General features: G+C 69.2%; 22 protein-coding genes and 1 tRNA gene. 6 read left to right on the top strand and 17 right to left on the bottom strand.

Going from position 1 to position 23,284, the window contains the following annotated elements:
- Positions 1-9: 9 nt before the first annotated feature.
- The 8 genes from rpmE to argS all read right to left on the bottom strand — a co-directional run bounded on the left by rpmE (position 10) and on the right by argS (position 9,467).
- On the bottom strand, positions 10-261 hold the full coding sequence (rpmE, locus tag VNJ48_RS06905) for a 50S ribosomal protein L31 (protein WP_325600441.1): 252 nt from the start codon (positions 259-261) through the stop codon (positions 10-12).
- 97 nt (positions 262-358) lie between these two features.
- Complete coding sequence (locus VNJ48_RS06900; protein ID WP_297740385.1) at positions 359-742, bottom strand: response regulator transcription factor; 384 nt, start codon at positions 740-742, stop codon at positions 359-361.
- Between the two features lie 45 nt (positions 743-787).
- Entirely contained in the window at positions 788-2,899 is a 2,112-nt protein-coding gene (gene rho / locus VNJ48_RS06895; protein ID WP_325600438.1) for a transcription termination factor Rho, read from the bottom strand.
- A 205-nt stretch (positions 2,900-3,104) separates the two neighbouring features.
- Positions 3,105-4,004, bottom strand: a complete 900-nt coding sequence (gene thrB / locus VNJ48_RS06890; RefSeq protein WP_325600436.1) for a homoserine kinase — start codon at positions 4,002-4,004, stop codon at positions 3,105-3,107.
- 2 nt (positions 4,005-4,006) lie between these two features.
- Positions 4,007-5,083 carry a threonine synthase gene (gene thrC, locus VNJ48_RS06885; protein WP_325600434.1) on the bottom strand — a complete coding sequence of 359 codons (1,077 nt, stop codon included), beginning with the start codon at positions 5,081-5,083 and terminating at the stop codon, positions 4,007-4,009.
- Positions 5,080-6,378, bottom strand: a complete 1,299-nt coding sequence (locus tag VNJ48_RS06880) for a homoserine dehydrogenase (RefSeq protein ID WP_325600433.1) — start codon at positions 6,376-6,378, stop codon at positions 5,080-5,082. The genes thrC and VNJ48_RS06880 overlap by 4 nt, the downstream gene beginning before the upstream one ends.
- On the bottom strand, positions 6,378-7,793 hold the full coding sequence (gene lysA, locus VNJ48_RS06875) for a diaminopimelate decarboxylase (protein WP_414689922.1): 1,416 nt from the start codon (positions 7,791-7,793) through the stop codon (positions 6,378-6,380). Before lysA ends, VNJ48_RS06880 begins: the two co-directional genes overlap by 1 nt.
- Positions 7,794-7,796: 3 nt before the next feature.
- Entirely contained in the window at positions 7,797-9,467 is a 1,671-nt protein-coding gene (gene argS, locus VNJ48_RS06870) for an arginine--tRNA ligase (RefSeq protein WP_325600431.1), read from the bottom strand.
- 84 nt (positions 9,468-9,551) lie between these two features.
- Here argS and VNJ48_RS06865 point away from each other — a divergent pair.
- Positions 9,552-9,624 (top strand) — tRNA-Arg (locus tag VNJ48_RS06865).
- An 18-nt stretch (positions 9,625-9,642) separates the two neighbouring features.
- Here the strand turns inward: VNJ48_RS06865 and VNJ48_RS06860 are convergent.
- Genes VNJ48_RS06860 through VNJ48_RS06850 form a run of 3 tightly spaced genes read right to left on the bottom strand, consistent with a single transcriptional unit; the run spans position 9,643 to position 12,258 of the window.
- Entirely contained in the window at positions 9,643-10,671 is a 1,029-nt protein-coding gene (locus VNJ48_RS06860) for a hypothetical protein (protein WP_325600429.1), read from the bottom strand.
- Positions 10,672-10,678: 7 nt separating this feature from the next.
- A complete protein-coding gene (locus tag VNJ48_RS06855) occupies positions 10,679-11,596 on the bottom strand; it encodes an LCP family protein (RefSeq protein WP_325600427.1) in 918 nt (305 codons plus the stop codon).
- Positions 11,596-12,258 carry a hypothetical protein gene (locus VNJ48_RS06850; protein WP_325600425.1) on the bottom strand — a complete coding sequence of 221 codons (663 nt, stop codon included), beginning with the start codon at positions 12,256-12,258 and terminating at the stop codon, positions 11,596-11,598. Before VNJ48_RS06850 ends, VNJ48_RS06855 begins: the two co-directional genes overlap by 1 nt.
- A gap of 142 nt (positions 12,259-12,400) precedes the next feature.
- On the opposite strand from VNJ48_RS06850, the gene VNJ48_RS06845 reads away from it, so the two are divergent.
- Entirely contained in the window at positions 12,401-16,225 is a 3,825-nt protein-coding gene (locus VNJ48_RS06845) for a multifunctional oxoglutarate decarboxylase/oxoglutarate dehydrogenase thiamine pyrophosphate-binding subunit/dihydrolipoyllysine-residue succinyltransferase subunit (RefSeq protein WP_325600423.1), read from the top strand.
- 14 nt (positions 16,226-16,239) lie between these two features.
- Positions 16,240-16,416, top strand: coding sequence for a DUF6104 family protein (locus VNJ48_RS06840; protein WP_325600421.1), 177 nt, complete (start codon positions 16,240-16,242; stop codon positions 16,414-16,416).
- Positions 16,417-16,470: 54 nt separating this feature from the next.
- Here the strand turns inward: VNJ48_RS06840 and VNJ48_RS06835 are convergent, their stop codons facing one another.
- The 3 genes from VNJ48_RS06835 to VNJ48_RS06825 are packed head-to-tail and all read right to left on the bottom strand — an operon-like array spanning position 16,471 to position 18,916.
- A complete protein-coding gene (locus VNJ48_RS06835) occupies positions 16,471-16,668 on the bottom strand; it encodes a hypothetical protein (RefSeq protein ID WP_325600419.1) in 198 nt (65 codons plus the stop codon).
- A gap of 10 nt (positions 16,669-16,678) precedes the next feature.
- Entirely contained in the window at positions 16,679-17,785 is a 1,107-nt protein-coding gene (locus tag VNJ48_RS06830; protein WP_325600417.1) for an acyl-CoA desaturase, read from the bottom strand.
- Between the two features lie 12 nt (positions 17,786-17,797).
- Positions 17,798-18,916: a ferredoxin reductase gene (locus VNJ48_RS06825; RefSeq protein WP_325600415.1), complete on the bottom strand. Its 1,119-nt coding sequence runs from the start codon at positions 18,914-18,916 to the stop codon at positions 17,798-17,800.
- A gap of 141 nt (positions 18,917-19,057) precedes the next feature.
- On the opposite strand from VNJ48_RS06825, the gene VNJ48_RS06820 reads away from it, so the two are divergent.
- Together VNJ48_RS06820 and VNJ48_RS06815 are read left to right on the top strand one after the other, a co-directional pair.
- Positions 19,058-19,678, top strand: a complete 621-nt coding sequence (locus VNJ48_RS06820) for a TetR family transcriptional regulator (protein ID WP_325600413.1) — start codon at positions 19,058-19,060, stop codon at positions 19,676-19,678.
- A gap of 46 nt (positions 19,679-19,724) precedes the next feature.
- Positions 19,725-20,243 (top strand): nitroreductase family deazaflavin-dependent oxidoreductase, encoded by a 519-nt coding sequence (locus VNJ48_RS06815; RefSeq protein WP_325600411.1) that lies wholly within the window; start codon positions 19,725-19,727, stop codon positions 20,241-20,243.
- Position 20,244: 1 nt separating this feature from the next.
- Here the strand turns inward: VNJ48_RS06815 and VNJ48_RS06810 are convergent, their stop codons facing one another.
- The 3 genes from VNJ48_RS06810 to VNJ48_RS06800 all read right to left on the bottom strand — a co-directional run bounded on the left by VNJ48_RS06810 (position 20,245) and on the right by VNJ48_RS06800 (position 22,494).
- Entirely contained in the window at positions 20,245-20,943 is a 699-nt protein-coding gene (locus VNJ48_RS06810; RefSeq protein ID WP_325600409.1) for an SDR family oxidoreductase, read from the bottom strand.
- Between the two features lie 20 nt (positions 20,944-20,963).
- Complete coding sequence (locus VNJ48_RS06805; RefSeq protein ID WP_325600408.1) at positions 20,964-21,932, bottom strand: zinc-binding dehydrogenase; 969 nt, start codon at positions 21,930-21,932, stop codon at positions 20,964-20,966.
- A gap of 70 nt (positions 21,933-22,002) precedes the next feature.
- On the bottom strand, positions 22,003-22,494 hold the full coding sequence (locus VNJ48_RS06800; protein ID WP_325600406.1) for a hypothetical protein: 492 nt from the start codon (positions 22,492-22,494) through the stop codon (positions 22,003-22,005).
- A 116-nt stretch (positions 22,495-22,610) separates the two neighbouring features.
- On the opposite strand from VNJ48_RS06800, the gene VNJ48_RS06795 reads away from it, so the two are divergent.
- Positions 22,611-23,234: an AAA family ATPase gene (locus tag VNJ48_RS06795; RefSeq protein WP_325600404.1), complete on the top strand. Its 624-nt coding sequence runs from the start codon at positions 22,611-22,613 to the stop codon at positions 23,232-23,234.
- The last annotated feature ends 50 nt before the right edge of the window (positions 23,235-23,284 follow it).

Below are 23,284 nucleotides of genomic sequence, written 5' to 3'. Positions count from 1 at the left end.
GAAAGGAAGCTACTTGCTCTCGGCGGTCTCTGCCTCGGCGGGCTCGGCCTTGCCGGCCTTCTTGGCGTAGCGAGCCTCGAAGCGGGCGACGCGGCCGCCGGTGTCGAGGATCTTCTGCTTGCCGGTGTAGAACGGGTGGCACTGCGAGCAGACGTCGGCCTTGAGAGCGCCGGAGGTCGCGGTGCTGCGGGTGGTGAAGTTTGCGCCGCAGGTGCAGGTGACCGTGGTCTCCACGTATGCGGGGTGGATGTCCTTCTTCATGGGGTGTCGTCCTCTCAAACGATGCGCCGGGTCGCCTGCGCGGGATGCGCCGAGCGTGAACCGGAGCCAGCACGCAAGTGTGCCACTGCCATCAACGCTAGTGCGAATCAGGGGATTCCCGCGCCAGCAGCGTGTCCACCCGCTTGGCCAGCTCGCGCGGGCTGAACGGCTTGGTGATGTAGTCGTCGGCCCCCGACTCGAAGCCTGTCGCGACATCGGACTCCTGGGCACGGGCCGTCAGCAGCACGACCGGCAGGTCCGCCAGCGTCGGGTCGGCCCGGATCAACCGCACGGCCTCCAACCCGGACATTCCCGGCATCATCACGTCAAGCACGGCCAGGTCGGGACGCTGGGCCCGGCATGCTTCGACCGCGGCCGCTCCGTCAGCGACGGCCACGATGTCGTGCCCCATCGCCGAGAGCTTGAACTCGACAAGCTCACGGATGTCGATGTCGTCGTCTGCGACAACGATGCGCGCCATATTTACCCCTTTGGTCGTTCGCTGACTCTAGCCGTGGATCGCGCCTCACATGGCGCGACCGGGTTTTTGCTGCTTCGTCAGGAACTCGATGTTGTTCTGAGCCTTGCCGAGCTGCTCCAGCAGGGCCGGCACGGCGGCCACCGGGTCGGAGGCCATCCGCGAGCGCAGGGACTGGACGATCCCGGACTCCTGCTCGCTCGTCAGGAGTGCCTCCTGACGCGTGCCTGACGCCACGATGTCCACGGCCGGGAAGGTGTGTGCCCGCGCGAGCTCACGACGCAGCCGCAGCTCCATGTTGGCCGTGCCGCCCAGCTCCTCGAAGATCACCTCGTCGGTGGCCGAACCGGTCTCGACGAGGACGGTTGCGAGCACGGTCAACGAGCCCCCGCCCTCCACATTGCGGGCGGCCCCGAACAGCTGCTTGGGAGGGTGCACCGCGGCTGCGTCCACGCCTCCGGCCAGTGTCCGGCCGCTGGCCGGTGCGGAGACGTTGTAGGCGCGGGCGAGGCTGGTCAGCGAGTCGAGCAGGACCAGCACGTCGTGGCCGAGCTCGACCAGGCGCTTGGCTCGCTCGATCGCGAGCTCCGCCACCATCGTGTGGTCGCTCGCCGGCCGGTCGAAGGTCGAGGCGATGACCTCGCCCTTCACGGCACGCTGGAAGTCGGTGACCTCCTCCGGACGGGCGTCCAGGAGCACCACCATCAGGTGCACGTCCGGGTTGTTGCGGGAGACGGAGCCCGCGATGGACTGCAGCATCGTGGTCCGGCCGGACTTGGGCGGCGCGACGATCATGCCGCGCTGGCCCTTGCCGACAGGCGCCGCGATGTCGATGACCCGTCCGGTCAGGTTGGCGGCATCGGTCTCCAGACGCAACCGCTCGGTGGGGTGGACCGGGGTGAACGTCTCGAACTCCAGCCGCTCACGGGCAGCCTCCGGGTCGGTCCCGTTGATGCTGTCGATGCGCACCATGGGATTGAACTTCTCCTTGCGCTCGCCCTCACGGGGCTGACGCACCTGACCCATGACGGCGTCGCCGCGACGCAGGCCGAACTTCCGCACCATCGACAGCGAGAGATAGACGTCATCGGTGCCGGGGAGGTAGCCGGAGGTGCGGACGAAGGCGTAGTTGTCCAGCACGTCGAGGATGCCGGCAGCCGGCACCAGGACGTCGTCCTCCAGCACCGTGGTGTCCGGCTCGTTGCGTCCGCCCGTGGCACGGACGCCCTGACGGTCGCGATCACGGTCGCGGCCCCGGCGGCGGCGGTTGCGCCGGCTGCCGCCCTCGCCGTCGTCGTCCAGGTCGTCGGCCTGACCCTGCTGGCCGCCCTGCTGGCCGCCCGCCTGTTGGGTGCCCTGTTGCTGGCCCTGCTGGGCCTGTTGACTGCGGCCCTGTCCCTGGTCGGCGGCCTGCTTCTCCTGCTGGGGGGCCTGTCGAGGTTCGGACCTCGCCTCGGCGGCCTGCTGGGTCTTCTCGCGCTGGCCGCCCTGCTGGCCGTTCTGCTGGCCTCCTTGCTCGGGGGGCTGCTTCTCGGCGCTGGTCTGCTGGTTGGTCTGCTGGTTGGCCTGGCGGTTGCGAGTCCGCTGGCGACCGGTCGTCTCGCCGGCCGGGCCGCCTGCGTCGGCGCGGCCGTCCTGGTCGCGGTTGTCCTGGTCGCGGTTGTCGGACCGGGACCCGGTGTCGCGTGCGGAGTCGCGTGCGGAGTCCGTAGCGGTCTCCGGCTGCGACTCGGGCTGGGCGTCGGCCTTCGGCGCGGTCGTCCTGGATGCGCCGCCACGGGTGCGGGTGGTCTTCACCACGCGAGCCGGCGCGGGCTCCTGGGTCGCGGGGGCGGCCCGGTCCGTCTCCGGCGCGGTCTTCTCGGTCGCGGGGGCGGTCTTCTCGGTCGCAGGCTCAGGCTTGTCCGTCGCCCGCGCAGCCTTCTCAGTTGCCGGCGCGGGCTTCGTGGTCGCCGGCGCGGACTTCGCGGTGCCGCCACCCGTGCCACCCTGGGCAGCCTTGATGGCCTCGACGAGCTGGGCCTTCTTCATCGACCCTGCACCGGCGATGCCCATGCCACCAGCCATCGACTTCAGGTCGGCGAGCAGCATGGAGTTGAGCCCACCGCCACGCTTCTTCGCGGACGCAGCGGTTGCGGGGGCGTCAGTTGTTTCGGTCACGTGAGTCCAACTCGGTTGTGGCGCCGCGGCCCTGGCCTGTCGGAGTGGGCGGCAGCGCGTGTCGTCAGGACGAACCCCGGCGACCAGATGGCCGCACGCGAGAGTTGCCTCGCACCGGAGCAGCAAGAGCGGCGGTCCTGTGCAGGACGCCCTCTTCACGCCGTATGGCGCAGCGCGATGCTAACACCAGCGCCGTCGCGCTGGTTCACTCCCCGACGAGCGCGCCGGCGGGATCCACGTCGAGCTGGTGGCACGTCCATCCGGCGGGGGTCCGCACCACGAGGTCGTGGTCCGTTCCATTGGAGAAGGCGAGCACCGTGGGCCCGGCGCCGCTGATCACCGCAGGGATCCCGTCCGCCCGTAGCGAGCGCATCAGCGCCAACGACTCGGGCATGGCCGGCTCACGCTGGTCCTGGTGGAGGTAGTCGCGCGTGGCGGCGAGGAGATGCTCGGGCCTGCCTGCGAGCGCCGCGACGAGCAGAGCCGCCCGGCCGCTGTTGGCTGCCGCATCGGCGTGGGGCACGACGGCCGGCAGAAGGCCGCGGGCGACCTTGGTCTCGACCGGCGTCGGAGGCACGAACACCACCGCGGTGACTCGAGGGTCGACGCCGGTCGGCACGGCGTACCACTGCTCGTGCTCACGACCGGAGATCACGAATCCGCCGTAGAAGGCCGGGGCGACGTTGTCGGGATGTCCTTCGATGTCCGCGGCGAGGCGGAACACCGCCTCGTCGTCGAGCAGCAGCTGGCCGCCCGCGACGAGCGCGCGAGCGAGCGAGACGCCGCCGACGATGGCCGCCGAGGACGACCCGAGCCCTCGACCGTGCGGGATGACGTTGATGCATCGCAGGGACAGGCCCGCCGGCTCTGCCCCCATCGCGGCGAAGGCCGCCCGCATCGAGCGGACGACGAGGTGCGTCTCGTCGCGTGGGACGTCGCCCGCCCCAGCACCCGTCACCTCGACGTGGAGGCCGCCGTCAATGATCTCTGCCTCGAGCGAGTCGCGCAGCGACAGGGCGAGTCCGAGCGAGTCGAAGCCGGGCCCGAGGTTGGCCGACGTGGACGGCACGGTGACGCGCACGGTGCCGGGGACGAAGGTCGCCATACCTAACGAAGCCCGGCTGCGGCCGCAGCCGCGTCCACGTCGGCATCGACGATGGTGTCGACGATGTCGGTGAAGGACTCCAGCGCCGTGGCGGTGTCCTTCAGTCCGTGGCCGGTGACGGTGATCGCCACGGTCTTGCCGGTGTAGGTCTCGCCGGCAGCCAGCTCACTGAGCAGACCGGCGATGCCCGCCGCTGACGCGGGCTCGACGAAGACGCCGTCGTGCCGGGCGAGCTCCACCTGCGCTGCCAGGATCTGCGCGTCCGACAGGGCCGCGAACCGGCCCCCGGACTCGGTCGCGGCCGCCTCGGCGAGCTTCCACGACGCGGGGTTGCCGATCCGGATGGCGGTCGCCTTGGTCTCCGGGTCGGGAAAGGGCTCCCCGGTCACGAGGGGCGCGGCTCCCTCGGCCTGGAAGCCGCGCATGACCGGCCGCTTGGAGGAGCGGCCGAGGTCGGCGTACTGCTCGTAGCCCATCCAGTAGGCGGAGATGTTGCCGGCGTTGCCCACCGGCAGGAGGTGGAAGTCGGGGGCGTCACCGAGGAAGTCGCAGATCTCGAAGGCGGCCGTCTTCTGGCCCTGGAGCCGGACCGGGTTGACCGAGTTGACCAGCGCGACCGGGTAGTTCCATGCCAACCCCTTGGCCATCTGCAGGCAGTGGTCGAAGTTGCCGCGCACCATGATGATCTGGGCGCCGTGCACGACCGCCTGGGCCATCTTGCCGGCGGCGATCTTGCCCTCCGGCACGAGCACGAGGGGCTTGAGTCCCGCCTTGGCGGCATAGGCAGCCATCGACGCTGACGTGTTGCCGGTGGATGCGCAGACCACGGCCTGGGCGCCGTCGTGCTTGGCCACCGAGATCGCCGTCGTCATGCCGCGGTCCTTGAACGATCCCGTCGGGTTGTTGCCCTCGACCTTGAGCCAGACCTGGCCGCCGGTCAGGGACGAGAGCCAGTCGGAGTGCACCAGCGGTGTGCCGCCCTCACGCAGCGTGACGGGCACGAGGTCGGCCGGAAGGAGGTCGATGAGCTCGCGGTACTCCTCGATCAACCCCCGCCACTGACCGTTGGTGAAGGTCATTCCGGGCCACCCTCGACCCGCATGACGGAGGTGACGTCGCGGACGATGTCCATGCTGCGCAGGTGCGAGACGGTGGCGCTGAGCGCCGCGTCCGACGCGGCGTGACTGACCACGACGAGCTGGGCATCCGCACCACGACCCTCCTGGCGCACGGTCTGGATCGAGACGTCGTTGTCGGCGAAGGCCATCGCCACGGCGGCAAGCACACCCGAGCGGTCGTCGACGTCGAGCGCGACGTGGTAGCGGGTGCGGGTCTCCCCCATCGGCAGCACCGCACGATCGGCGTACGCCGACTCGCCGGCCCCACGCGTGTTGCTGAGCCGGTTGCGGGCGACCGTGACGAGGTCGCCCAGCACCGCACTGGCAGTCGGGGACCCGCCGGCACCCGGGCCGTAGAACATCAGCTGTCCGGCCGCCTCGGACTCGACGAACACGGCGTTGTACGCCCCGCGCACGCTGGCGAGCGGGTGGGAGCGCGGGATCATGGCCGGGTGCACCCGGGCGGCGACCTTGTCGTCGCGCAGCTCGCAGATGGCGAGGAGCTTGACGACCGAGTCCATCTCACGAGCCGACTGCACGTCGGCGGCGGTCACCTCGGAGATGCCCTCGCGATAGACGTCGGAGGCAGTCACGCGGGAGTGGAAGGCGAGGCTCGCCAGGATCGCTGCCTTCGCAGCCGCGTCGAAGCCCTCGATGTCGGCCGTGGGGTCGGCCTCGGCATATCCGAGGTCCTGGGCCTCCTCGAGTGCCTCGGAGAATCCCGCTCCGGAGGAGTCCATCTTGTCGAGGATGAAGTTGGTCGTGCCGTTGACGATCCCGAGCACCCGGGTGACTTTGTCGCCCGCGAGCGACTCGCGCAGCGGGCGCAGGATCGGGATCGCACCCGCCACTGCTGCTTCGTAGTAGAGGTCTCGCTCCGCCTTTTCGGCGGCCTCGAAGAGGGTCGGTCCGTCCTCGGCCAGGAGGGCCTTGTTGGCCGTGACGACGCTGGCGCCGTTCTCCAGGGCGCTGAGGATCAGCGATCGAGCGGGCTCGATCCCGCCGATCACCTCCACCACGAGGTCCACGTCGTCCCTGGCCGCCAGCCCGGCCGCGTCGGTGGTCAGCAGGTCGGTTGGGACCTCCACCTCCCGGTGGGCGTCCAGGCGGCGTACGGCGACGCCCACCAGCTCGACGCGAGCACCCACCCGAGCCGCCAGGTCGTCGGACTGCTCCATCAGCAGCCGCACCACCTGCGAGCCCACCGAACCGCACCCGAGCACAGCGACCTTCAGTCGCTTGTCTGCCTCACCCATCACGCACCCACGTCAGTAGCCAACAAATCGTCCACAGTCTCCCTGCGTAGGACCACGGAGATCTTCCCGTCCCGCACAGCGATCACCGGAGGACGCAGCGCGTGGTTGTAGTTGGAAGCCATCGACCGACAGTAGGCACCGGTGCCGGGGACCGCGACCAGGTCCCCCGGAGCCACGTCTGCGGGGAGGAACTCGTCCTTGACGAGGATGTCGCCGGCCTCGCAGTGCTTGCCGACGACCCGGGCCAGCCGGGGCGCGGCCGCGGAGGCGCGGTTGGCCAAGGTCGCTGAGTAGTCGGCGTCGTACAACGCGGTGCGGATGTTGTCGCTCATCCCGCCGTCGACCGAGACGTAGGTGCGGCGGGCTCCTCCGTCGAGGGCGACGTCCTTGACCGTGCCGACGGTGTAGACGGTGCACATCGCCGGGCCGACGATGGCGCGCCCGGGCTCGATGCTCAGCCGCGGCTCATCGATGCCGAGCGCGCGGCACTCGTGAGCGACGATCTCGCTCATCTGGGCAGCGAGGTCGCTCGGTTCGGCTGGATCATCTTGGGTCGTGTAGGCGATGCCGAAGCCGCCGCCGAGGTCCATCTCGGGCATCGCGACACCGATCTCCTCGCTCACCCGTGCGTGCAGCGCCAGCACCCGGCGGGCCGCGACCTCGAACCCGGACGAGTCGAAGATCTGGCTGCCGATGTGGCTGTGCAGGCCCAACAGGTCGAGCCCGGGGGCGTCGTGCACGCGGCGTACGGCGTCGAGCGCGTCACCGCTCGTGATCGAGAACCCGAACTTCTGGTCCTCGTGCGCGGTGGCGATGTATTCGTGGGTGTGCGCCTCGACCCCGGCGGTCACCCGCACCATCACCCTGGTCGTGCGATCGAGCTCCGACGTCAGCCGCTCGAGACGGTCGATCTCGTGGAACGAGTCGACGATGATCCGCCCGACACCGAGCTCGAGCGCCCGGGCCAGCTCGCCCTCGGTCTTGTTGTTGCCGTGGAAGCCCACCCGCTCCATCGGGAAGCCGGCGCGCTCGGCGACCGTGAGCTCGCCCCCCGAGCACACGTCGAGGTTGAGGCCCTCCTCCGCCAGCCACCGAACGGTGGTCGTGGAGAGGAAGGCCTTGCCGGCATAGAAGACGTCGTAGGCGGCGAACGCCTCCTTGAAGGCCCGGGCGCGACCCCGGAAGTCGACCTCGTCGAGGACGTAGGCGGGACTGCCCTCCTGCGCGACGACGTCGAGCAACCTCACCCCGCCGACGCTGAGCACACCATCGACCTTCCGAGCGGTGTCGGACCACAGCAGCGGGACGAGCTCGTTGGGGTCGGTGGGCTCGCTCAGCCACGAGGGGCCGCCGGGCCGCAGCTGGTTGAGCGCTCCGTCAGCGTGCGCCCAGCCGGACGGGTGGGAGGTGGGCACGACTCACATCCGCTCGGGGGCGGAGACGCCCAGGAGCGCGAGGCCGTTGGCGATGACGGTGCGGGTGGACGCGACCACCATGAGCCGCGCCTCGTTGACAGGTGCGACCGGCTCGTCGCCCTGCGGCAGCATGCGGCACTCCTTGGTGTCGTACCACTTGTTGAAGACCGCGGCGGTGTCCTCGAGGTAGCGAGCCACCCGGTGGGGGGCGCGCAGCTCGGCAGCGGCGGTCACGACCCGCGGGAACTCCGCGAGCGCCCGGAGCAGCGTGCCGTCCAGCTCGTGGGTCAGCAGCGTCGGGTCGAACGTCTCCCCGGGCAGCAACATCTCGAGGTCGGCGGCGTTCTCCATCATCCGGCAGGTGCGCGCATGGGCGTACTGCACGTAGTAGACCGGGTTGTCGTTGGACGCCTTGGCCCACAGGTCCAGGTCGAGATCGATGGTGGTGTCGTTGGTGTAGCGCGCCAACGCATAGCGCGCCGCGTCGACGCCGATGGCGTCCACCAGGTCGCCGATGGACACGGTGGTTCCGGCCCGCTTGGACATGCGCAGCGGTGTGCCCTCGCGGAGCAGGTTGACCATCTGGCCGATCAGGATCTCCAGGTCCTTGCCGGGCTCGTCGCCGAAGGCGGCGCACATGGCATGCATCCGGCCGACGTAGCCGTGGTGGTCGGCGCCGAGCATGATGAAGCAACGGTCGAAGCCCCGCTCCTTCTTGTCGAGGTAGTAGGCGAGGTCGCCCGAGATGTAGGCAGCCGCGCCGTTGGACCGCACGATGACGCGGTCCTTGTCGTCGCCGTACTGCTCGGTCCTGAGCCACAGGGCGCCGTCGGCCTCGTAGGTGTTGCCCATCTCGGTGAGCCGCGCGATCGCCCGCTCGACGGCGCCGGACTCGTGCAGGTTGTTCTCGTGGAAGTAGACGTCGAAGTCGACCCCGAAGTCGTGGAGCGACTGCTTGATCTCGGCGAACATCAGGTCGACGCCCTCGGCGCGGAAGACCTCCTGCGCCTCCTCCTCGGGCAGGTCGAGGACCTCCGGCCGCTTGGCCACGACGTCCTTCGCGATCTCCTCGATGTACGCGCCGCCGTAGCCGTCCTCAGGCACCGGCCGGCCCTTGGACCACGCCAGCAGGGAGGAGCTGAACCGGTCGAGCTGGGCGCCGTGGTCGTTGAAGTAGTACTCCCGGGTGACGTCGGCCCCGGAGAAGGTGAAGACCCGCCCGAGGGCATCGCCGACGGCAGCCCAACGGACGCCCCCGATGTGCAACGGGCCGGTGGGGTTGGCCGAGACGAACTCGAGGTTGATCTTCTCCCCCGCGAAGTCGTCGTTGCTGCCGTACGACGCACCGGTCGCCACGATGTCGGCTGCGACCTGGCCCTGGGCGCCAGCGGCCACGGTGATGTTGAGGAAGCCGGGGCCGGCCACCTCGACCGCGGCGATGCCAGGAGCCCCGACCAGCCGGCTGCTCACGAGCTCGGCGAACGCGCGCGGATTGGTGCCGGCCGGCTTCGCCAGCTGCATGGCGACATTGGTGGCGTAGTCACCGTGACCCTTCTGCCGCGGGCGCTCCACCGTGACATTCGTCGGGACTCCGTCGGGCAGAGTCACGGAGCCGTCGGCCACCAGGGCTTCAAGGACGTCGACGATGGTCAAGGAGAGCTGGTCCGGGGTCACTGACCCAGCCTATCGGCGCCGCTCGTCCGACCCGAACCGGTTTCATCCCTGCCAGCAGGGCGTTGTAGGGTCTGCTTCGCCCGAGCCTCCGTAGCTCAGGGGATAGAGCACTGGTTTCCGGTACCAGGTGCCGCAGGTTCGAATCCTGCCGGAGGCGCTCAACAATCAGGGCTCGTCACTGGCCCTGCAGGACGGGCCCGGCGAGCCTGACCTGTCCGTCGGCGTTGACCCGCCCGATACCGAGCGGGAAGACCACGTCAATCCCCGCGGTCTCCTCGTAGACCTCGCACTCACCCGACGGCACGCGGCAGGTCATCAGTGCGACAGAGTCCCGCCCGGTCTTGTCTCCGCTCTTGTACGTCCCGACCACCGTTCGATCATCGATCCACCACGAGAGGTTCCACCGGGGCCCGTCGGTGCGGGGCGTCACCTCTTCGCCCTGGGCTCCCACGACTCGGACCTGCCCTCCTGGAGCTAGCTCGAGGCGCCACAGGCCGCCCGGGCTGCTCAGCATGTCGGAGTTGTCGTCCCGTTCGGGGTCGCTCGGCCCGTAGCCCGAGAGCTTCTCGGGCTCGCCCGTGGAGAGATCGAAGACGTAGTTCCCGTCCATCGCCTCGACGTAGAGGCTCTCGTCCGTCACCGACGAGAGTCCGATCTCCGTCTCGGAGCCCGCGTAGTCCTCGTCGTCGGGATCCCCCATGCCCAGCGTGGAGTCGATCGTCTGCTCTCCGGTCTTGAGGTCGAAGGCCACCACGAAGGGCTGCGCCGTTCCGAACTCGTCCTCGACGCCGGTCGACTGGTCCAGAACGGCGAGGTACCGGCCACTCGGCGAGGCGTACAGGTCGTGCCCCGGCACCACGGCCACCAGCCCCGTACCGATTGGCGGCCTCCCCGGCGCAGCGAACTTCAACTGGCCGCCGTGGTTGGGCGATGCGACATCCTCCTCGCTCTCGGCGGAGACGAAGAAGACCCCGTCGCCGGCCACGACGAACGCGGTGATGGGGCCGCCTGTGTCGATCGTCTGGCCGTCTGAGAGGTGGACGGTCGACCCAGCCGCCCAGACAAGCCCGTCAGTGGGGACCGGGTCGGTGCTGATCCGCCAAGCGGCGTCGTCCCGGCCGACCACCCAGCCCGCGATCACGATCGCCGCCACCACCACCAGCATCGCCGCCACGATCGCCCGGCGTCCCCTCGGGTCGGTCATGGGTCGGTCAGCAGCCGCTCAGCGTCGCGTCGCTCCGGGCGGCGTTGCCCAGCCGGCGTGCCTGCGCGACGTCGGGGAACACCACGCTCTGACCTGCCGCCGAGCCGATGCGGCCGCGGATCACGCAGGTGGTGATCTTGCCGGGCTCGACCTGGGCGACGGCCTGTGCCAGCTCGTAGAGCTCGGCGGGCCCGAGGTTCGTCGCCATGTGCTGCAACACCGTCATGACGCCACGCTCGATGAAGCCGGGCCGGTCGGCCTGAGACCTGATCCGCGCGTGGATGCCTCGCAGCGTCCGCTGCTGGTTGGCGGAACGATCGAAGTCCCCGCCCTGGAGCTCGTAACGGATGCGCGAGAACGCCATGGCGTCGTAGCCACCGAGGTGGATGCGACCGGCCCTGAACCCCTCCTTCTTGAGGTTGGGGTCCTTGAAGACACGCGGGTTGCTCACCTCGATGCCGCCGATGTCGTCGACCATGTCCTCGAAGAAGGGGAACCGGGTGACCATGACGTAGTCGGGCGTGATGCCGATCAGGTCGGCCATGGCAGCCGCCATCGCCTGCGGACCCCCGTAGTACAGGGCGGAGTTGATCTTCTGCATGCCGTGGCCGGGGAGGGAGACCCAGGAGTCCCGGGGTACGCCGATGGCAGTGGCCGAGTCCGTCCTGGTGTTGATGCCCACGAGCTGGAGCGCGTCGCCGCGACTGCGCATCATGTCCTGTCCCGCCCGCGCGTCCGAGCCGACCGCCAGGATCCAGATGACGTCGGAGCCCACCGACACATCACCGGCCCGCTTGATGCGGACGAGCTCCACGTCCGCGGGCTGGACGGACGACGGAGGCACGACGAAGACCGCCGCCGCGAGGACCAGGCCGAGGATGCCGGTCCGCGCGGCGCGCGTGAGCAAGGATCCGGGACGAGTCATCACAGCCACCCCTTCGAGACGTCGTAGCCGAAGACCTTCCAGCCCCGCGGCCCGCGCGTGAGGAACAACCGTCCTTGCAGCTGCAGCCGCCTCGGTCCTGCCTGGGATTCGGTGCTGCCCTGCGTGCCGGTGACGCGGAGCCGCAGGTCGAAGCGTGCCGTCACCGATCGGGCCCGCTTGTTGACCGCCAACAGGTCGAGGTGCACCTTGCGCATGAGCGGAGTGATGGACGCAGCCCCGAGCCGACTGTTGGTCATGAGCTCCCGGTCGGCCCTGGCCCGCACCCGAGCGCCCTCGGTGAACCCGGGGAAGGCCGAGGCGCCGTCCGCGCCCGCCGTCTCGTCCGTCGAGAGGTAGGCGGTCTCCCACCAGCGGTCGATGACGGCCGTGACCTGCTTGCGCACCGCGATCCGTCGCGGACCCGGGAGCCGCCCGACCAGCCGGCCCAGGGCGGTTGTCGTCCGCAGCTCGGCCGGCGGCGTCGTGGCACCGACGTGGCTCGCGGTGGCGCCCGGCCCCGCCTGCGCCGTCGCCTCGGCGTTGTTGCCGTCCGAGCTGCTGGGGTCCGAGAGGCTGCAGGACACGAGCAGGACCAGGCACAGCGCCAGCACGCAGGCCCGCGCCCGGGCGTGCGTGGTGCGGCCCGGCAAGGACGTTGTCATCGGCTCTCCAGTGGTGGCGCTGTGGTGCTGGACACCTTGCCGCAAACCACCCCTCCGGCCCTGCATTTGTGCGCGTGTGGGACTAGCCTTGACAACCGATCGCAAATCCCGACCTGCCTATCCGGAAGAGGCGAACCACGCCGTGCCGCAGTCCCCCACCCCTCAGTCCGGCAACACCAGCGTTGCCCCGTCCTCCGACATGGGAGCCAACGCGTGGCTCGTGGACGAGATGCGCGAGCAGTTCGCCCAGGATCCGAGCAGTGTCGCGCCCGAGTGGGCTGCCTACTTCTCGGCCAACGGCAACGGCCAGAGCGGCCAGGCCTCCGGCACCCCCACCACCGCGACAACGGCTGCTCCCGCCCAGGCGCAGTCCACGGCGAAGGCCCCGAGCGAGAAGCCGGCCCAGGCCGCGCCAGAATCCCCTGGCAAGACCGCGCCGGAGGCGCAGGCCAAGCCCGTGCCGGAGGCCAAGCCCGCCCCGCCAGCCCAGGCCAAGCCGCGTCCGGCGGCAGCCGCCGCCGAGCCTGCCCAGGGCACGACGAAGCCCGTCGCCAAGGACCCGGCGCCTCCCGCGCCGACCGCCGCCAGTGACGAGCCGAAGCACACGGTCCTCCGTGGCATCGCTGCGGCGACCGCCAAGAACATGGACCTCTCCCTCACCGTGCCCACCGCCACCTCGGTGCGGACGCTGCCGGTCAAGCTGCTGTGGGACAACCGCACCGTCATCAACAACCACCTCGCGCGCGCCCGCGGCGGCAAGGTCTCCTTCACGCACCTGATCGGCTACGCGCTCATCCAGGCGCTCAAGGCGATGCCGGAGATGAACAACTCCTTCGCAGAAGTCGACGGCAAGCCCACCATGGTGACGCCGGCGCACATCAACCTGGGACTGGCCGTTGATCAGCAGAAGCCCGACGGCACGCGCCAGCTCGTCGTCCCCTCCATCAAGGGCTGCGAGTCGATGGACTTCGCCGGGTTCTGGACGGCGTACGAAGAGATCATCAAGAAGGCCCGCGACAACAAGCTGACGATGGAGGACTACTCAGGCACGACCCTGAGCCTGACCAACGTCGGTGGCCTCGGCACCAACCACCCGGTGCCGCGCCTGATGCCCGGGCAGTCGGTCATCCTCGGTGTGGGTGCCATGGAGTTCCCCGCGGAGTGGCAGGGAGCCTCGGACGAGGCGGTCAACCGCAACGGCATCAGCAAGGTCATGACCCTGACCTCGACCTACGACCACCGCGTGATCCAGGGCGCCCAGTCGGGTGAGTTCCTCAAGCGCATGCACGCGCTGCTGCTCGGCGAGGAGAACTTCTACGACGACATCTTCCGCTCGCTGCGCATCCCCTACGAGCCCATCCGCTGGGCCAAGGACATCGTCGCCTCGCACGACGACGACATCGTCAAGCAGGCGCGCATCCTCGAGCTCATCCACGCCTATCGCGTGCGCGGGCACATGATGGCCGACACCGACCCGCTCGAATACCGCCAGCGCAGCCACCCCGACCTGGAGGTCGAGTCGCACGGGCTGACCCTGTGGGACCTCGACCGCGAGTTCGCGACCGGCTCCTTCGGTGGCGAGGGCCGTCGGTTCATGAAGCTGCGCAACATCCTGGGGATCCTGCGCGACTCCTACTGCCGCACGACCGGCATCGAATACATGCACATCATGGATCCCGACCAGCGTCAGTGGATCCAGGAGCGGGTGGAGCAGCCGCACACCAAGCCCCCGCGCGAGGAGCAGCTTCGGATCCTGCTGAAGCTCAACCAGGCGGAGGCGTTCGAGACCTTCCTGCAGACGAAGTTCGTCGGACAGAAGCGGTTCTCCCTCGAGGGCGGCGAGACCACCATCCCGCTCATCGACGAGATCTGTGAGGCGGCGGCCGAAGTCGGTCTGGACGAGGTCGCCATGGGCATGGCCCACCGTGGTCGCCTCAACGTGTTGGCCAACATCGTCGGCAAGAAGTACAGCCAGATCTTCCGTGAGTTCGAGGGCAACATCGACCCGCGCACGGTCCAGGGCTCCGGCGACGTGAAGTACCACCTCGGCGCCGAGGGTGAGTTCATCGCCGGCTCCGGCGACCGGATCAAGGTCTCGGTCGCCGCCAACCCCTCGCACCTCGAGGCAGTGGACCCGGTGCTGGAAGGCATCGCCCGCGCCAAGCAGGACGTCCTCAACAAGGGTGCGGAATACCCGGTCCTGCCGCTGCTCGTGCACGGCGACGCTGCTTTCGCGGGTCAGGGGGTCGTCGCCGAGACGCTGAACCTCTCGCAGCTCCGCGGCTACCGCACCGGCGGCACGATCCACGTGGTCGTCAACAACCAGGTCGGCTTCACCACGTCGCCCGGATCGTCGCGGTCCTCGCTCTACTGCACGGACGTCGCACGCATGGTGCAGGCGCCGATCTTCCACGTCAACGGCGACGACCCCGAGGCGTGCATCCGGGTGGCGCGGCTCGCCTTCGAATATCGCCAGGCCTTCAACAAGGACGTCGTCATCGACCTCGTGTGCTACCGCCGACGCGGACACAACGAGGGAGACGACCCCTCGTACACCCAGCCGCTCATGTACGACCTGATCGAGCAGAAGCGCTCGGTGCGCAAGCTCTACACCGAGTCCCTCATCGGCCGCGGCGACATCACCGTCGAGGAGGCCGAGCAGGTGCTGAAGGACTACCAGCAGCAGCTCGAGCGGGTCTTCACCGAGGTGCGCGAGGCGAGTGGCCAGCCCTCCGAGTGGACCACCGTGCCGGACTACCCGGACAAGCCCGCCGGCGAGTTCACCACCGCGGTCACCCCGGAGGTCCTCAAGCGGATCGCCGACGCCTACACCAGTCCCCCGGAGGGATTCACCGTCCACCCCAAGGTCATGCCGCAGCTGCAGCGGCGTGCCTCAGCGATCGTGGACGGCCCGATCGACTGGGGCACCGGCGAGATCCTGGCGTTCGGATCTCTGCTGATGGACGGCCGGCCAGTGCGGCTGGCCGGTCAGGACTCCCGGCGCGGCACGTTCGTGTCCCGCTTCGCCACGATCATCGACCGGACCAACGCCGACGAGTGGACGCCGCTGACCAACCTCACCGAGGACCAGGCGAAGTTCCACGTCTACGACTCGCTGCTCTCCGAATACGCCGCGCTCGGCTTCGAGTACGGCTACTCCGTGGCCAGGCCGGACGCGCTGGTGCTGTGGGAGGCCCAGTTCGGTGACTTCGTCAACGGTGCCCAGACGGTCATCGACGAGTTCATCTCGGCCGGCGAGACCAAGTGGCGCCAGCAGTCCGGCGTCGTCCTGCTGCTCCCCCACGGCTACGAAGGACAGGGTCCCGACCACTCGTCGGCACGCATCGAGCGCTTCCTGACCATGTGTGCCGAGGACGCGATGGTGGTCGCGCAGCCGTCCACGCCTGCGTCGTACTTCCACCTGCTCCGCCGTCACTCGCTGGGTGAGGAGCACCGCCCGCTCATCGTCTTCACGCCGAAGTCGATGCTCAAGCGCAAGGAGGCGGCCTCCCAGCCCGGAGACTTCACCAGTGAGACGGCCTTCCGACCGTTCATCGGCGACGACAGCGCCGACCCGGCCACGGTCGAGACCCTGCTCCTCTGCTCGGGCCGCGTGACCTGGGACCTGATGGTCGAACGCGCCAAGCGTGAGCGGGGCGAGACCTTCGCCATCGGCCGCGTGGAGCGTCTCTACCCGCGTCCCGAGCAGGAGATCCGCGCCGAGATCGCGAAGTACCCCAACCTGAAGGCGATCCGCTGGGTGCAGGACGAGCCGGTCAACATGGGTCCGTGGCCGCACTACCAGCTCAACGTGTGGCCCGGCCTCGACCTGGTGGTCGAAGGTGTGACGCGTCCGGCGTCGGCCTCGCCGTCGGTGGGCACGATCAAGCGCCACACCGAGGAGCAGAAGTCGCTCCTCGACACGGCGTTCGCCGCACCTGCGGACGCCCCCGGCCGCGACTACTGAGCCGAGGCGACACGATGTACTTCACCGATCGCGGTCTCGAAGAGCTCGTACGGCGCCGGGGTGACGAGGAGGTCACCCTGGCGTGGCTCGCGGAGCAGTGCCAGGTCTTCGTCGACACCTTCCCCGAGTTCGAGACGCCGATCGAGCGCTTCGCGACCTGGCTGGCTCGCCTTGACGACCCCGAGGACTGAGCAGGACCACGGGACAGGAGCGGGACGGGCGCCGGACAACGCCTCCGTCCCCGGTCATTCCTTGTCGTCGCGGGCCCGGCGGGCGGACTCGCGAATCTCGAAGAGCTCGGTCGCGAACCCCCCGACCGCACCGGCGATGTCCCGGACAGCCCCGGTGACGACGGTGCTCACCTGAGCAACGGTCGTCGCGGCCGCCGTCACCGTGTCCTGCACGGTGTCCTTGGTGATCTCGAATCTGTTCAGCCGGGTCATCACGCCTGTCTCACGCGGCGACGGCAGGCTCGGCAACCGGGCCTGTCCGCCCTGTCGGCTCCGGCTGGGACTTCGCCCGCGTCGGCATCGCGAGACGACAGATCTTCTTCGCGACGCTCATCAGCTGCTGGGGCAAGGGCCCGGTGTTGTAGTCGAGTCCGTAGCGCTGACAGATCTCCCTGACCTCGACGGCGAGCTCGGGATAGCGGCGCGCCGGCAGGTCGGGGAAGAGGTGGTGCTCGATCTGGTGGGAGAGGTTGCCACTCATCAGGTGCAGCAGGGGCCCGCCCGAGATGTTGGCCGAACCGAGGAGCTGGCGGTAGTACCAGTGCCCGCGGGACTCGCCCTCACACTCCTCCTCGGTGAACGTCGCCACCCCGGCCGGGAAGTGGCCGCAGAAGATGATGTTGAAGGCCCAGATGTTGCGGATCAGGTTGGCACTCGCGTTCCCCGCAAACGTCAGCGGGAACAGCGGACCGGTGAGGGCCGGGAAGAGAAGGTAGTCCTTGAGGGCCTGACGCTTGACCTTGCGCATGATCCCGGCATGGAGAGCACGGTTCTCCGAGAGCCTGCGCTTGCCGGTGACGAGGTTCTCCACCTCGAGGTCGTGCATCGCCACGCCCCACTCGAAGAAGACCATCAGCAGCAGCGCGTAGACCGGGTTGCCGAGGTAGTACGGGTGCCACGGTTGGTCCTCGTCCATCCGGAGCACGCCGTAGCCGATGTCGCGATCCTTGCCGAGGATGTTGGTGAAGGTGTGGTGGATGTAGTTGTGGCTGTGCTTCCACTGCTCACCCGGGCAGACGTTGTCCCAGTCGTAGATGCGCGAGTTGAGCGTGGGGTCGCCCATCCAGTCGTACTGGCCGTGCATGACGTTGTGCCCGATCTCCATGTTCTCGAGGATCTTGGAGATCGACAGGGAGGCAACGGCGAACGGCCACAATGGCGGGAGGTAGAACATCGCGCGTCCGGCGACCTCGAACTGCTGTTGACGCTTGACGACTCCGCGGATGTAGTCCGCGTCCGCCTCACCGAGGTCAGCCAGCGTCCGCTGGCGAAGCGCGTCCATCTCGGCGCCGAACGCGTCGAGCTCCTCAGGGGTCAGGGTGGTGGTCATGGGTGGTCCTTCCTAGAGGTCGACGACACAGTCGCCGACGGGGGCAGAGACACAGATCTGGATGTCCTCGTCGGGCAGCGAGGACTCCGCACCTGAGAGCACCTTGCGGACGGTGCCCTCGGTCTTGCGCTTCGTGCAGGAGAAGCAGATCCCCATCCGACAGCCGAACTCGGGCCTGAGGCCGAGCGCCTCGGCCTGCTCGAGGATCGGCGCGCCGGTGTTGGCGACGGACTTGCCGGCTCGGGTGAAGGACAGCTCACCCTCGCCCGCGCCGGTCGACGTCCGGGGTGGCTTGAAGAACTCCAGCCGGAGACGAGACCCTGCCGTGGAGTCGGGCGTCCCGCCGTACGCCGTGGTGACGAGGTCCACCAGACCGCTGGGACCGCAGACGAAGGTGTCGGTGTTGCGGTGGTCGGGCACCAGCCGGCGTAGCTCGAGCTCGTTGAAGGTGGCCGTCCCGTAGCGGACGTGCACCGTGACGTCATTGTCCGCCGCTGCCATCTCGGAGAGCTCCTCGGCGAAGATCTGATCCGCCTCGCTGCGGGCGTAGTGCAGGAAGGTCACCGGACGGCCGGCGCATTTGCCACGACCGTCGCTCGAGTAGCCGTCGCGCAGCAGCGTGCGCACCATGGACATGGCCGGGGTGATGCCCGAGCCGCCGGTGATGAACACCAGCGGGTCGATCCCCGGGGTGGCCGGACTGACCGGCAGCGTGAAGCTGCCTTGCGCCTGGCTCAGGTGGAGCACCAGACCCGGTCGGGCGTCCACCAGGAACTTGCTGACCTGTCCCTCGGCGTGCGCCCGAACGGTCAAGGTGATCTGCTCCCCCGGCAGGGAGGCTGCGGAGGAGATCGAGAAGCACCGGGTCATCCGACGCGCGGACCCAGGCAGGTCGACGCCCACCTGGACATACTGGCCGGCGCGGTGCCCACGCCAGGTGGCGGTGGGTTGGAGCGTGAGCGTGGCGACCGGCGCGCCGGGAGTGTCGGTCTCGCGGTGTACGGCGACGACGCTGGCGCGCACGTCGTGCGCAGCCCACATCGGGTTCACGTGCGAGAGGTAGTGATCGATCCCGTGCGGCGACGCGAGCGCCGCCACCGTCCGCGATCGCAGCAGGGTGGAGATGTCCATGTCGCCTCCTTCCGGCTTAGTGAACGTATGTTCACTCAAACCGTGTCAGGTCTCTGCGCAGCGGTCAATCCTTCCTGCCTGTGATCCGACCCACGCGCGTGCACAACTGTGCACCCGAACGGTTGGTCTACGATCTCGATCATGGTGGAGGTCTCCGAGTCGCGCGCCGACCGCAAGGAGCGCACTCGACAGTCGATCCTGGGTGCCGCCCTGACGCTGACGGCCGACTCCAGCCTGGTGGCGGTCTCGCTGCGACAGGTCGCCAAGGAGGTCGGCATCGTCCCGACGGCCTTCTACCGGCACTTCGACTCCGTGGAGTCCCTCGGTCTGGCGCTGGTGGAGGAGAGCGTGGTCGCGCTCCGCGGGATGCTTCGTGAGGTGTGGCGACAGGCCCCCGAGTTCCGCGACTTCATCGACGGCTCGCTGCCGCTCGTCGCCTCCCACGTGCGCGCCCACCCCCAGCACTACGCGTTCATCGTCCGGGAGCGCGTTGCCGGACCTCCTCGTGTCCGCGAGGCGATCCGGCACGAGATCGAGCTCATCACCCGCGAGCTCGCGACCGACGTGGCCCGCGTGCCCGGCAGCGAGGCCTTCTCCACCGAGCACCTCAACCTGCTGGCCGACCTCATCGTGTCGTCCGTGGTCACCACGGCCGAGCGCCTCGTCGACCGACCTGACCAGGAGGAGCGCATCATCGCCGCCACCCGCACCCAGCTGCGGATGTTGCTCATCGGCGGGCTCAACTGGCGCTCGCAACGCTGATTCCTGGGGCTGAGATCTCGGCTGGTTCTCGGCTAGGTTCTCCGGCATGGGAGTTGCTGACGACCTCGGGTACGAACACCGCCGTCCCAACCGGGCCCAGGGCGCCGTCCAAGCCTTCGCGTCCACGAAACCCGGCGCCTGGGCCTTCTCCAAGACGATCAGGCACCTCGACGACGCGGTGACCCGGATGACGCACGGCCGGCACACGCTTCCCGAGCTGCTCGCCGGTCTGCCCGTCCTCGACCTGACCACGACGGGACGGAAGTCCGGACAACCCCGCACGAGCCACCTGATCTCCATCCCCATCGGCGCGGACCTGGCGCTGCTGGGCACCAACTTCGGACAGCCGAAGACACCGGCCTGGGTGCTCAACCTCGAGGTCGACCCGACCGCGTCCGTCCGCTACCGCGACGTCACGGTGCCGGTGCGGGCACGACCGGCGAGCGAGGACGAGCGGGCCCAGGTGATGGCTCGCTCGGCGGGCATCTACAGCGGCTACAAGAAGTACGAGCAGCGCATCAACGGCCGCCAGCTTCGGATCTTCGTGCTCGAGAGCGCCGGCTGAGTCAGGTGCCGGGTCGCGGCGTGACGGGGCGGACCGTGACGTCCGGGATCGTCGCGTCGGGCGGCAGGTCGAGCACGTGCAGGATCGTCGAGACGACCGTCTGCGGACTGATCCAGCGCGAGGAGTCGTAGGTCCGCCCCTCCTGTTCGTGCACCTTCTCCTGCATCGGTGTGGCGGTCCGGCTCGGATAGACGGTGGTCACGCGGACGCCGTTCTCGATCTCCTCGGCGCGCAGCGCGTCGGCGAAGGCACGGAGGCCGAACTTGGACGCGGCGTACGCCGACCAGTCGGCGTTCGCCGTCAGGCCGGCTGACGAGTTCACGAACACCGCGATCCCCCGGCTCCGGCGTAGGTGCGGCAGCAGCTCGCGGGTGAGCACAGCGGGCGACGTCAGGTTGACGGCGATCTGCTCCTCCCACTCGTGCAGCCGGAGCCGGGACACGGGCGCGAGCTCGACGACGCCGGCAACGTGGATCACCGAGTGGACGTCTCCGTCCACCTGGCGGCCGATGCCGTTGAGGGTGCCGGGATCCGCGAGGTCGGCGAGCAGCACCTGGGCCCGCGGGAAGTCAGTGGTCAGCGCGGCGGCGCTCGACTCGCTGCGCGCCAGGAGGACCAGCTCGTCGTCCCGGGACGCCAGGGTGCGGGCCAGCGCGGCGCCGATGCCGGACGTGGCACCCGTCAGCACGTGCCTGGTCATCGGCCCTCTCATCGGCTCAGTCACCGGGTCAGGACGATCTTGCCGAAGACGTCGCCCTCGGCCATCGCCGCGAACGCCTCGGGTGCCTGCTCCATCGGCAGGACCCGGTCGATCAGCGGGCGGGTGCCCGTGGCGTCGAGCATGGTGACCAGCGACGCCAGCTCGGCGCGCGTGCCCATGGTGGAACCGATGACCTGCAGCTGCAGGAAGAAGATCCGGGTGAGCTCGGCGTCATCCAGGTTTGGCCCACTCGTCGTGCCACTGATCACGATCTTGCCGCCCGGCCGTAGCGACCGCACCGAGTGCGACCACGTCGCGCGACCGACGGTCTCCATCACGGCGTCGACCTTCGCCGGCAGGCGGGCGCCGGACTCGAAGGCCCCGTGCGCGCCGATCTCGAGCGCTCGGGACCGCTTCGCCTCGTCGCGGCTGGTGGCCAGCACCTTGAGCCCGCCGGCGCGGGCCAGCGTGATCAGGGCGGTCGCGACTCCCCCACCGGCACCTTGCACGAGCACGGTGTCCCCCGCCTTCAGCCCGCCCTGGGTGAACAACATGCGGTAGGCCGTGAGCCACGCGGTCGGCAGGCAGGCGGCCTCCTCGAAGCTCATCGAGGCCGGCTTCGCGATGACGTTGGCGCGCGGCACGACGACCTTGTCGGCGAAGGTGCCCTGGTGCCGCTCGGAGAGCAGCGACCGCTTCGGGTCGAGCGTCTCGTCCCCGCTCCAGTCCGGGCCGCTGATCACGGCGTGGACGACGACCTCGTTGCCGTCCTCGTCGAGTCCGGCAGCGTCACAGCCCAGGATCATGGGCAGCCGCTCCTGCTTGAGCCCCACCCCGCGCAGCGACCACAGGTCGTGGTGGTTGAGGCTGGCGGCCTTGACGGTGATCGTCGTCCAGCCGTCGGGCGGCGTGGGATCGGGCCGCTCGCCGACCACGAGGCCGGACAGCGGAGCGTCGGACGAGAAGGCATCGGCGTACACGGCGAACATGGGTTCAACGTACCCAAGTGCACCGATCGGCTCTCGCGCCGCTCACGTGGCGTACGGCGAACTCCCCCGCTCAGCCGGGAGCAAGGATCGACCAGCAATACACCTGTTCCTGACCCTCCCGAGCGCGGCGCGCCAACGCGGTCAGGTCCACCACGGCGTCGATGACCCGGGGCACGGCAAGGCCGATGTCGGCCACAACGATCCAAACGTCGGCGAGCTCGGGGGCCCGCGCAGGGTTGATGTCAGCGAGACCGTCCCGGATCTGGGTGTCGAGTCGCTCCACGCTCGGGTCCGTCTGCCACAAAGACGTCTCGTCGACCGATGGCGGCGTGTTCGACGGCGGCCACAGACCGTGGCTCTTCGGGCGACGGTCGAAGGACACTCCTCGCGCCAGCGTGACGAACTGCTCGAGGTGCAGAGAGTCGAAGATCGCTTGGGTGGCGACACCGTCGAAGGCCACGCCTGCGCCGCTGTCGGGATGCAACGGCCCTCCCGGCCGTGCGTGCGTCTCCCGGGCAGTCTCGTCGCCCGTCGCGCGGAAGTAGTCGCAATGGATCTCCATCAGGCCACCCTCCACCAGGACGCGCCTCGACCTGGCGCCGGGTGAGCGTGGCTGTCACCGAATCGGAGGTCTGAACCTGGTTGCATCGGCCGGAAGCGTCTGGGACTCTGCCGAGCATGCGGCTGCTTCTCGTCATCGGACCGCCCGCGGTCGGAAAGATGTCCGTGGGCCGAGAGATCGCGGCGCGCAGCAACTTCGGGCTGTTCCACAACCACCACACGATCGAGCCGCTCGTCGAGATCTTCGGCTATGGCACCGCGCCTTTCCTCGTCCTGAACAAGGAGTTCCGCCAGCGGGTGATCGAGGAGGCCGCGCGCCACAACGTGGACCTGATCTTCACCCTCGTGTGGAATCTCCAGGACCCCGCGGACGCCGCCTACGTGGATCAGCTGGTGGCGCCGTTCGAAGAGGCCGGCGGCGAGATCTGGGTGCTCGAGCTGACCGCTGACCTCGACACGCGCTTGGCGCGCAACAGGGGCGAGAGTCGGTTGGCCGCCAAGCCGACGAAGCGGGACCTGGAATGGTCGGACGGCAACGTGCGCGCCATGGACGCCCACCAGCTGAACACCGATCCGACCGGGTGCACACTGACTCCGGCCGACGCCTTCCTCAACCGGCATCCGCTCCTGCGTCTGGACACGCGGGATCTCGCTGCCGCCCAGGTTGCCGAGACCGCCCTCCACTGGCTCGGGCGGACGCCTGAGGATCGAGCATCGCCGCAGACCGGCTCGCGTCTCTAGGCACCCGCGCCGCGCTTCCTTCTGGAACTCTCGTGCTCTCCACGACCAGG

Source organism: Nocardioides sp., from assembly GCF_035576065.1.
GTDB lineage: Bacteria > Actinomycetota > Actinomycetes > Propionibacteriales > Nocardioidaceae > Nocardioides.
The sequence above is the reverse complement of the archived record's forward strand: the minus strand, read 5'-3'. Positions and strand labels throughout refer to the sequence as shown.

Excerpts from the sequence above, each read along its gene's own strand:
- thrC (WP_325600434.1), bottom strand. The coding sequence starts at position 5,083 with ATGACCTTCACCAACGGTCAGTGGCGGGGGTTGATCGAGGAGTACCGC.
- VNJ48_RS06800 (WP_325600406.1), bottom strand. The coding sequence starts at position 22,494 with ATGGAGATCCATTGCGACTACTTCCGCGCGACGGGCGACGAGACTGCC.
- VNJ48_RS06860 (WP_325600429.1), bottom strand. The coding sequence starts at position 10,671 with ATGACCGACCCGAGGGGACGCCGGGCGATCGTGGCGGCGATGCTGGTG.
- VNJ48_RS06815 (WP_325600411.1), top strand. The coding sequence starts at position 19,725 with ATGGGAGTTGCTGACGACCTCGGGTACGAACACCGCCGTCCCAACCGG.
- VNJ48_RS06810 (WP_325600409.1), bottom strand. The coding sequence starts at position 20,943 with ATGACCAGGCACGTGCTGACGGGTGCCACGTCCGGCATCGGCGCCGCG.
- VNJ48_RS06840 (WP_325600421.1), top strand. The coding sequence starts at position 16,240 with ATGTACTTCACCGATCGCGGTCTCGAAGAGCTCGTACGGCGCCGGGGT.
- VNJ48_RS06825 (WP_325600415.1), bottom strand. The coding sequence starts at position 18,916 with ATGGACATCTCCACCCTGCTGCGATCGCGGACGGTGGCGGCGCTCGCG.
- VNJ48_RS06830 (WP_325600417.1), bottom strand. The coding sequence starts at position 17,785 with ATGACCACCACCCTGACCCCTGAGGAGCTCGACGCGTTCGGCGCCGAG.
- VNJ48_RS06805 (WP_325600408.1), bottom strand. The coding sequence starts at position 21,932 with ATGTTCGCCGTGTACGCCGATGCCTTCTCGTCCGACGCTCCGCTGTCC.
- rpmE (WP_325600441.1), bottom strand. The coding sequence starts at position 261 with ATGAAGAAGGACATCCACCCCGCATACGTGGAGACCACGGTCACCTGC.
- VNJ48_RS06855 (WP_325600427.1), bottom strand. The coding sequence starts at position 11,596 with ATGACTCGTCCCGGATCCTTGCTCACGCGCGCCGCGCGGACCGGCATC.
- VNJ48_RS06850 (WP_325600425.1), bottom strand. The coding sequence starts at position 12,258 with ATGACAACGTCCTTGCCGGGCCGCACCACGCACGCCCGGGCGCGGGCC.
- VNJ48_RS06795 (WP_325600404.1), top strand. The coding sequence starts at position 22,611 with ATGCGGCTGCTTCTCGTCATCGGACCGCCCGCGGTCGGAAAGATGTCC.
- VNJ48_RS06835 (WP_325600419.1), bottom strand. The coding sequence starts at position 16,668 with ATGACCCGGCTGAACAGATTCGAGATCACCAAGGACACCGTGCAGGAC.
- thrB (WP_325600436.1), bottom strand. The coding sequence starts at position 4,004 with ATGGCGACCTTCGTCCCCGGCACCGTGCGCGTCACCGTGCCGTCCACG.
- VNJ48_RS06880 (WP_325600433.1), bottom strand. The coding sequence starts at position 6,378 with ATGGGTGAGGCAGACAAGCGACTGAAGGTCGCTGTGCTCGGGTGCGGT.
- VNJ48_RS06820 (WP_325600413.1), top strand. The coding sequence starts at position 19,058 with ATGGTGGAGGTCTCCGAGTCGCGCGCCGACCGCAAGGAGCGCACTCGA.
- VNJ48_RS06900 (WP_297740385.1), bottom strand. The coding sequence starts at position 742 with ATGGCGCGCATCGTTGTCGCAGACGACGACATCGACATCCGTGAGCTT.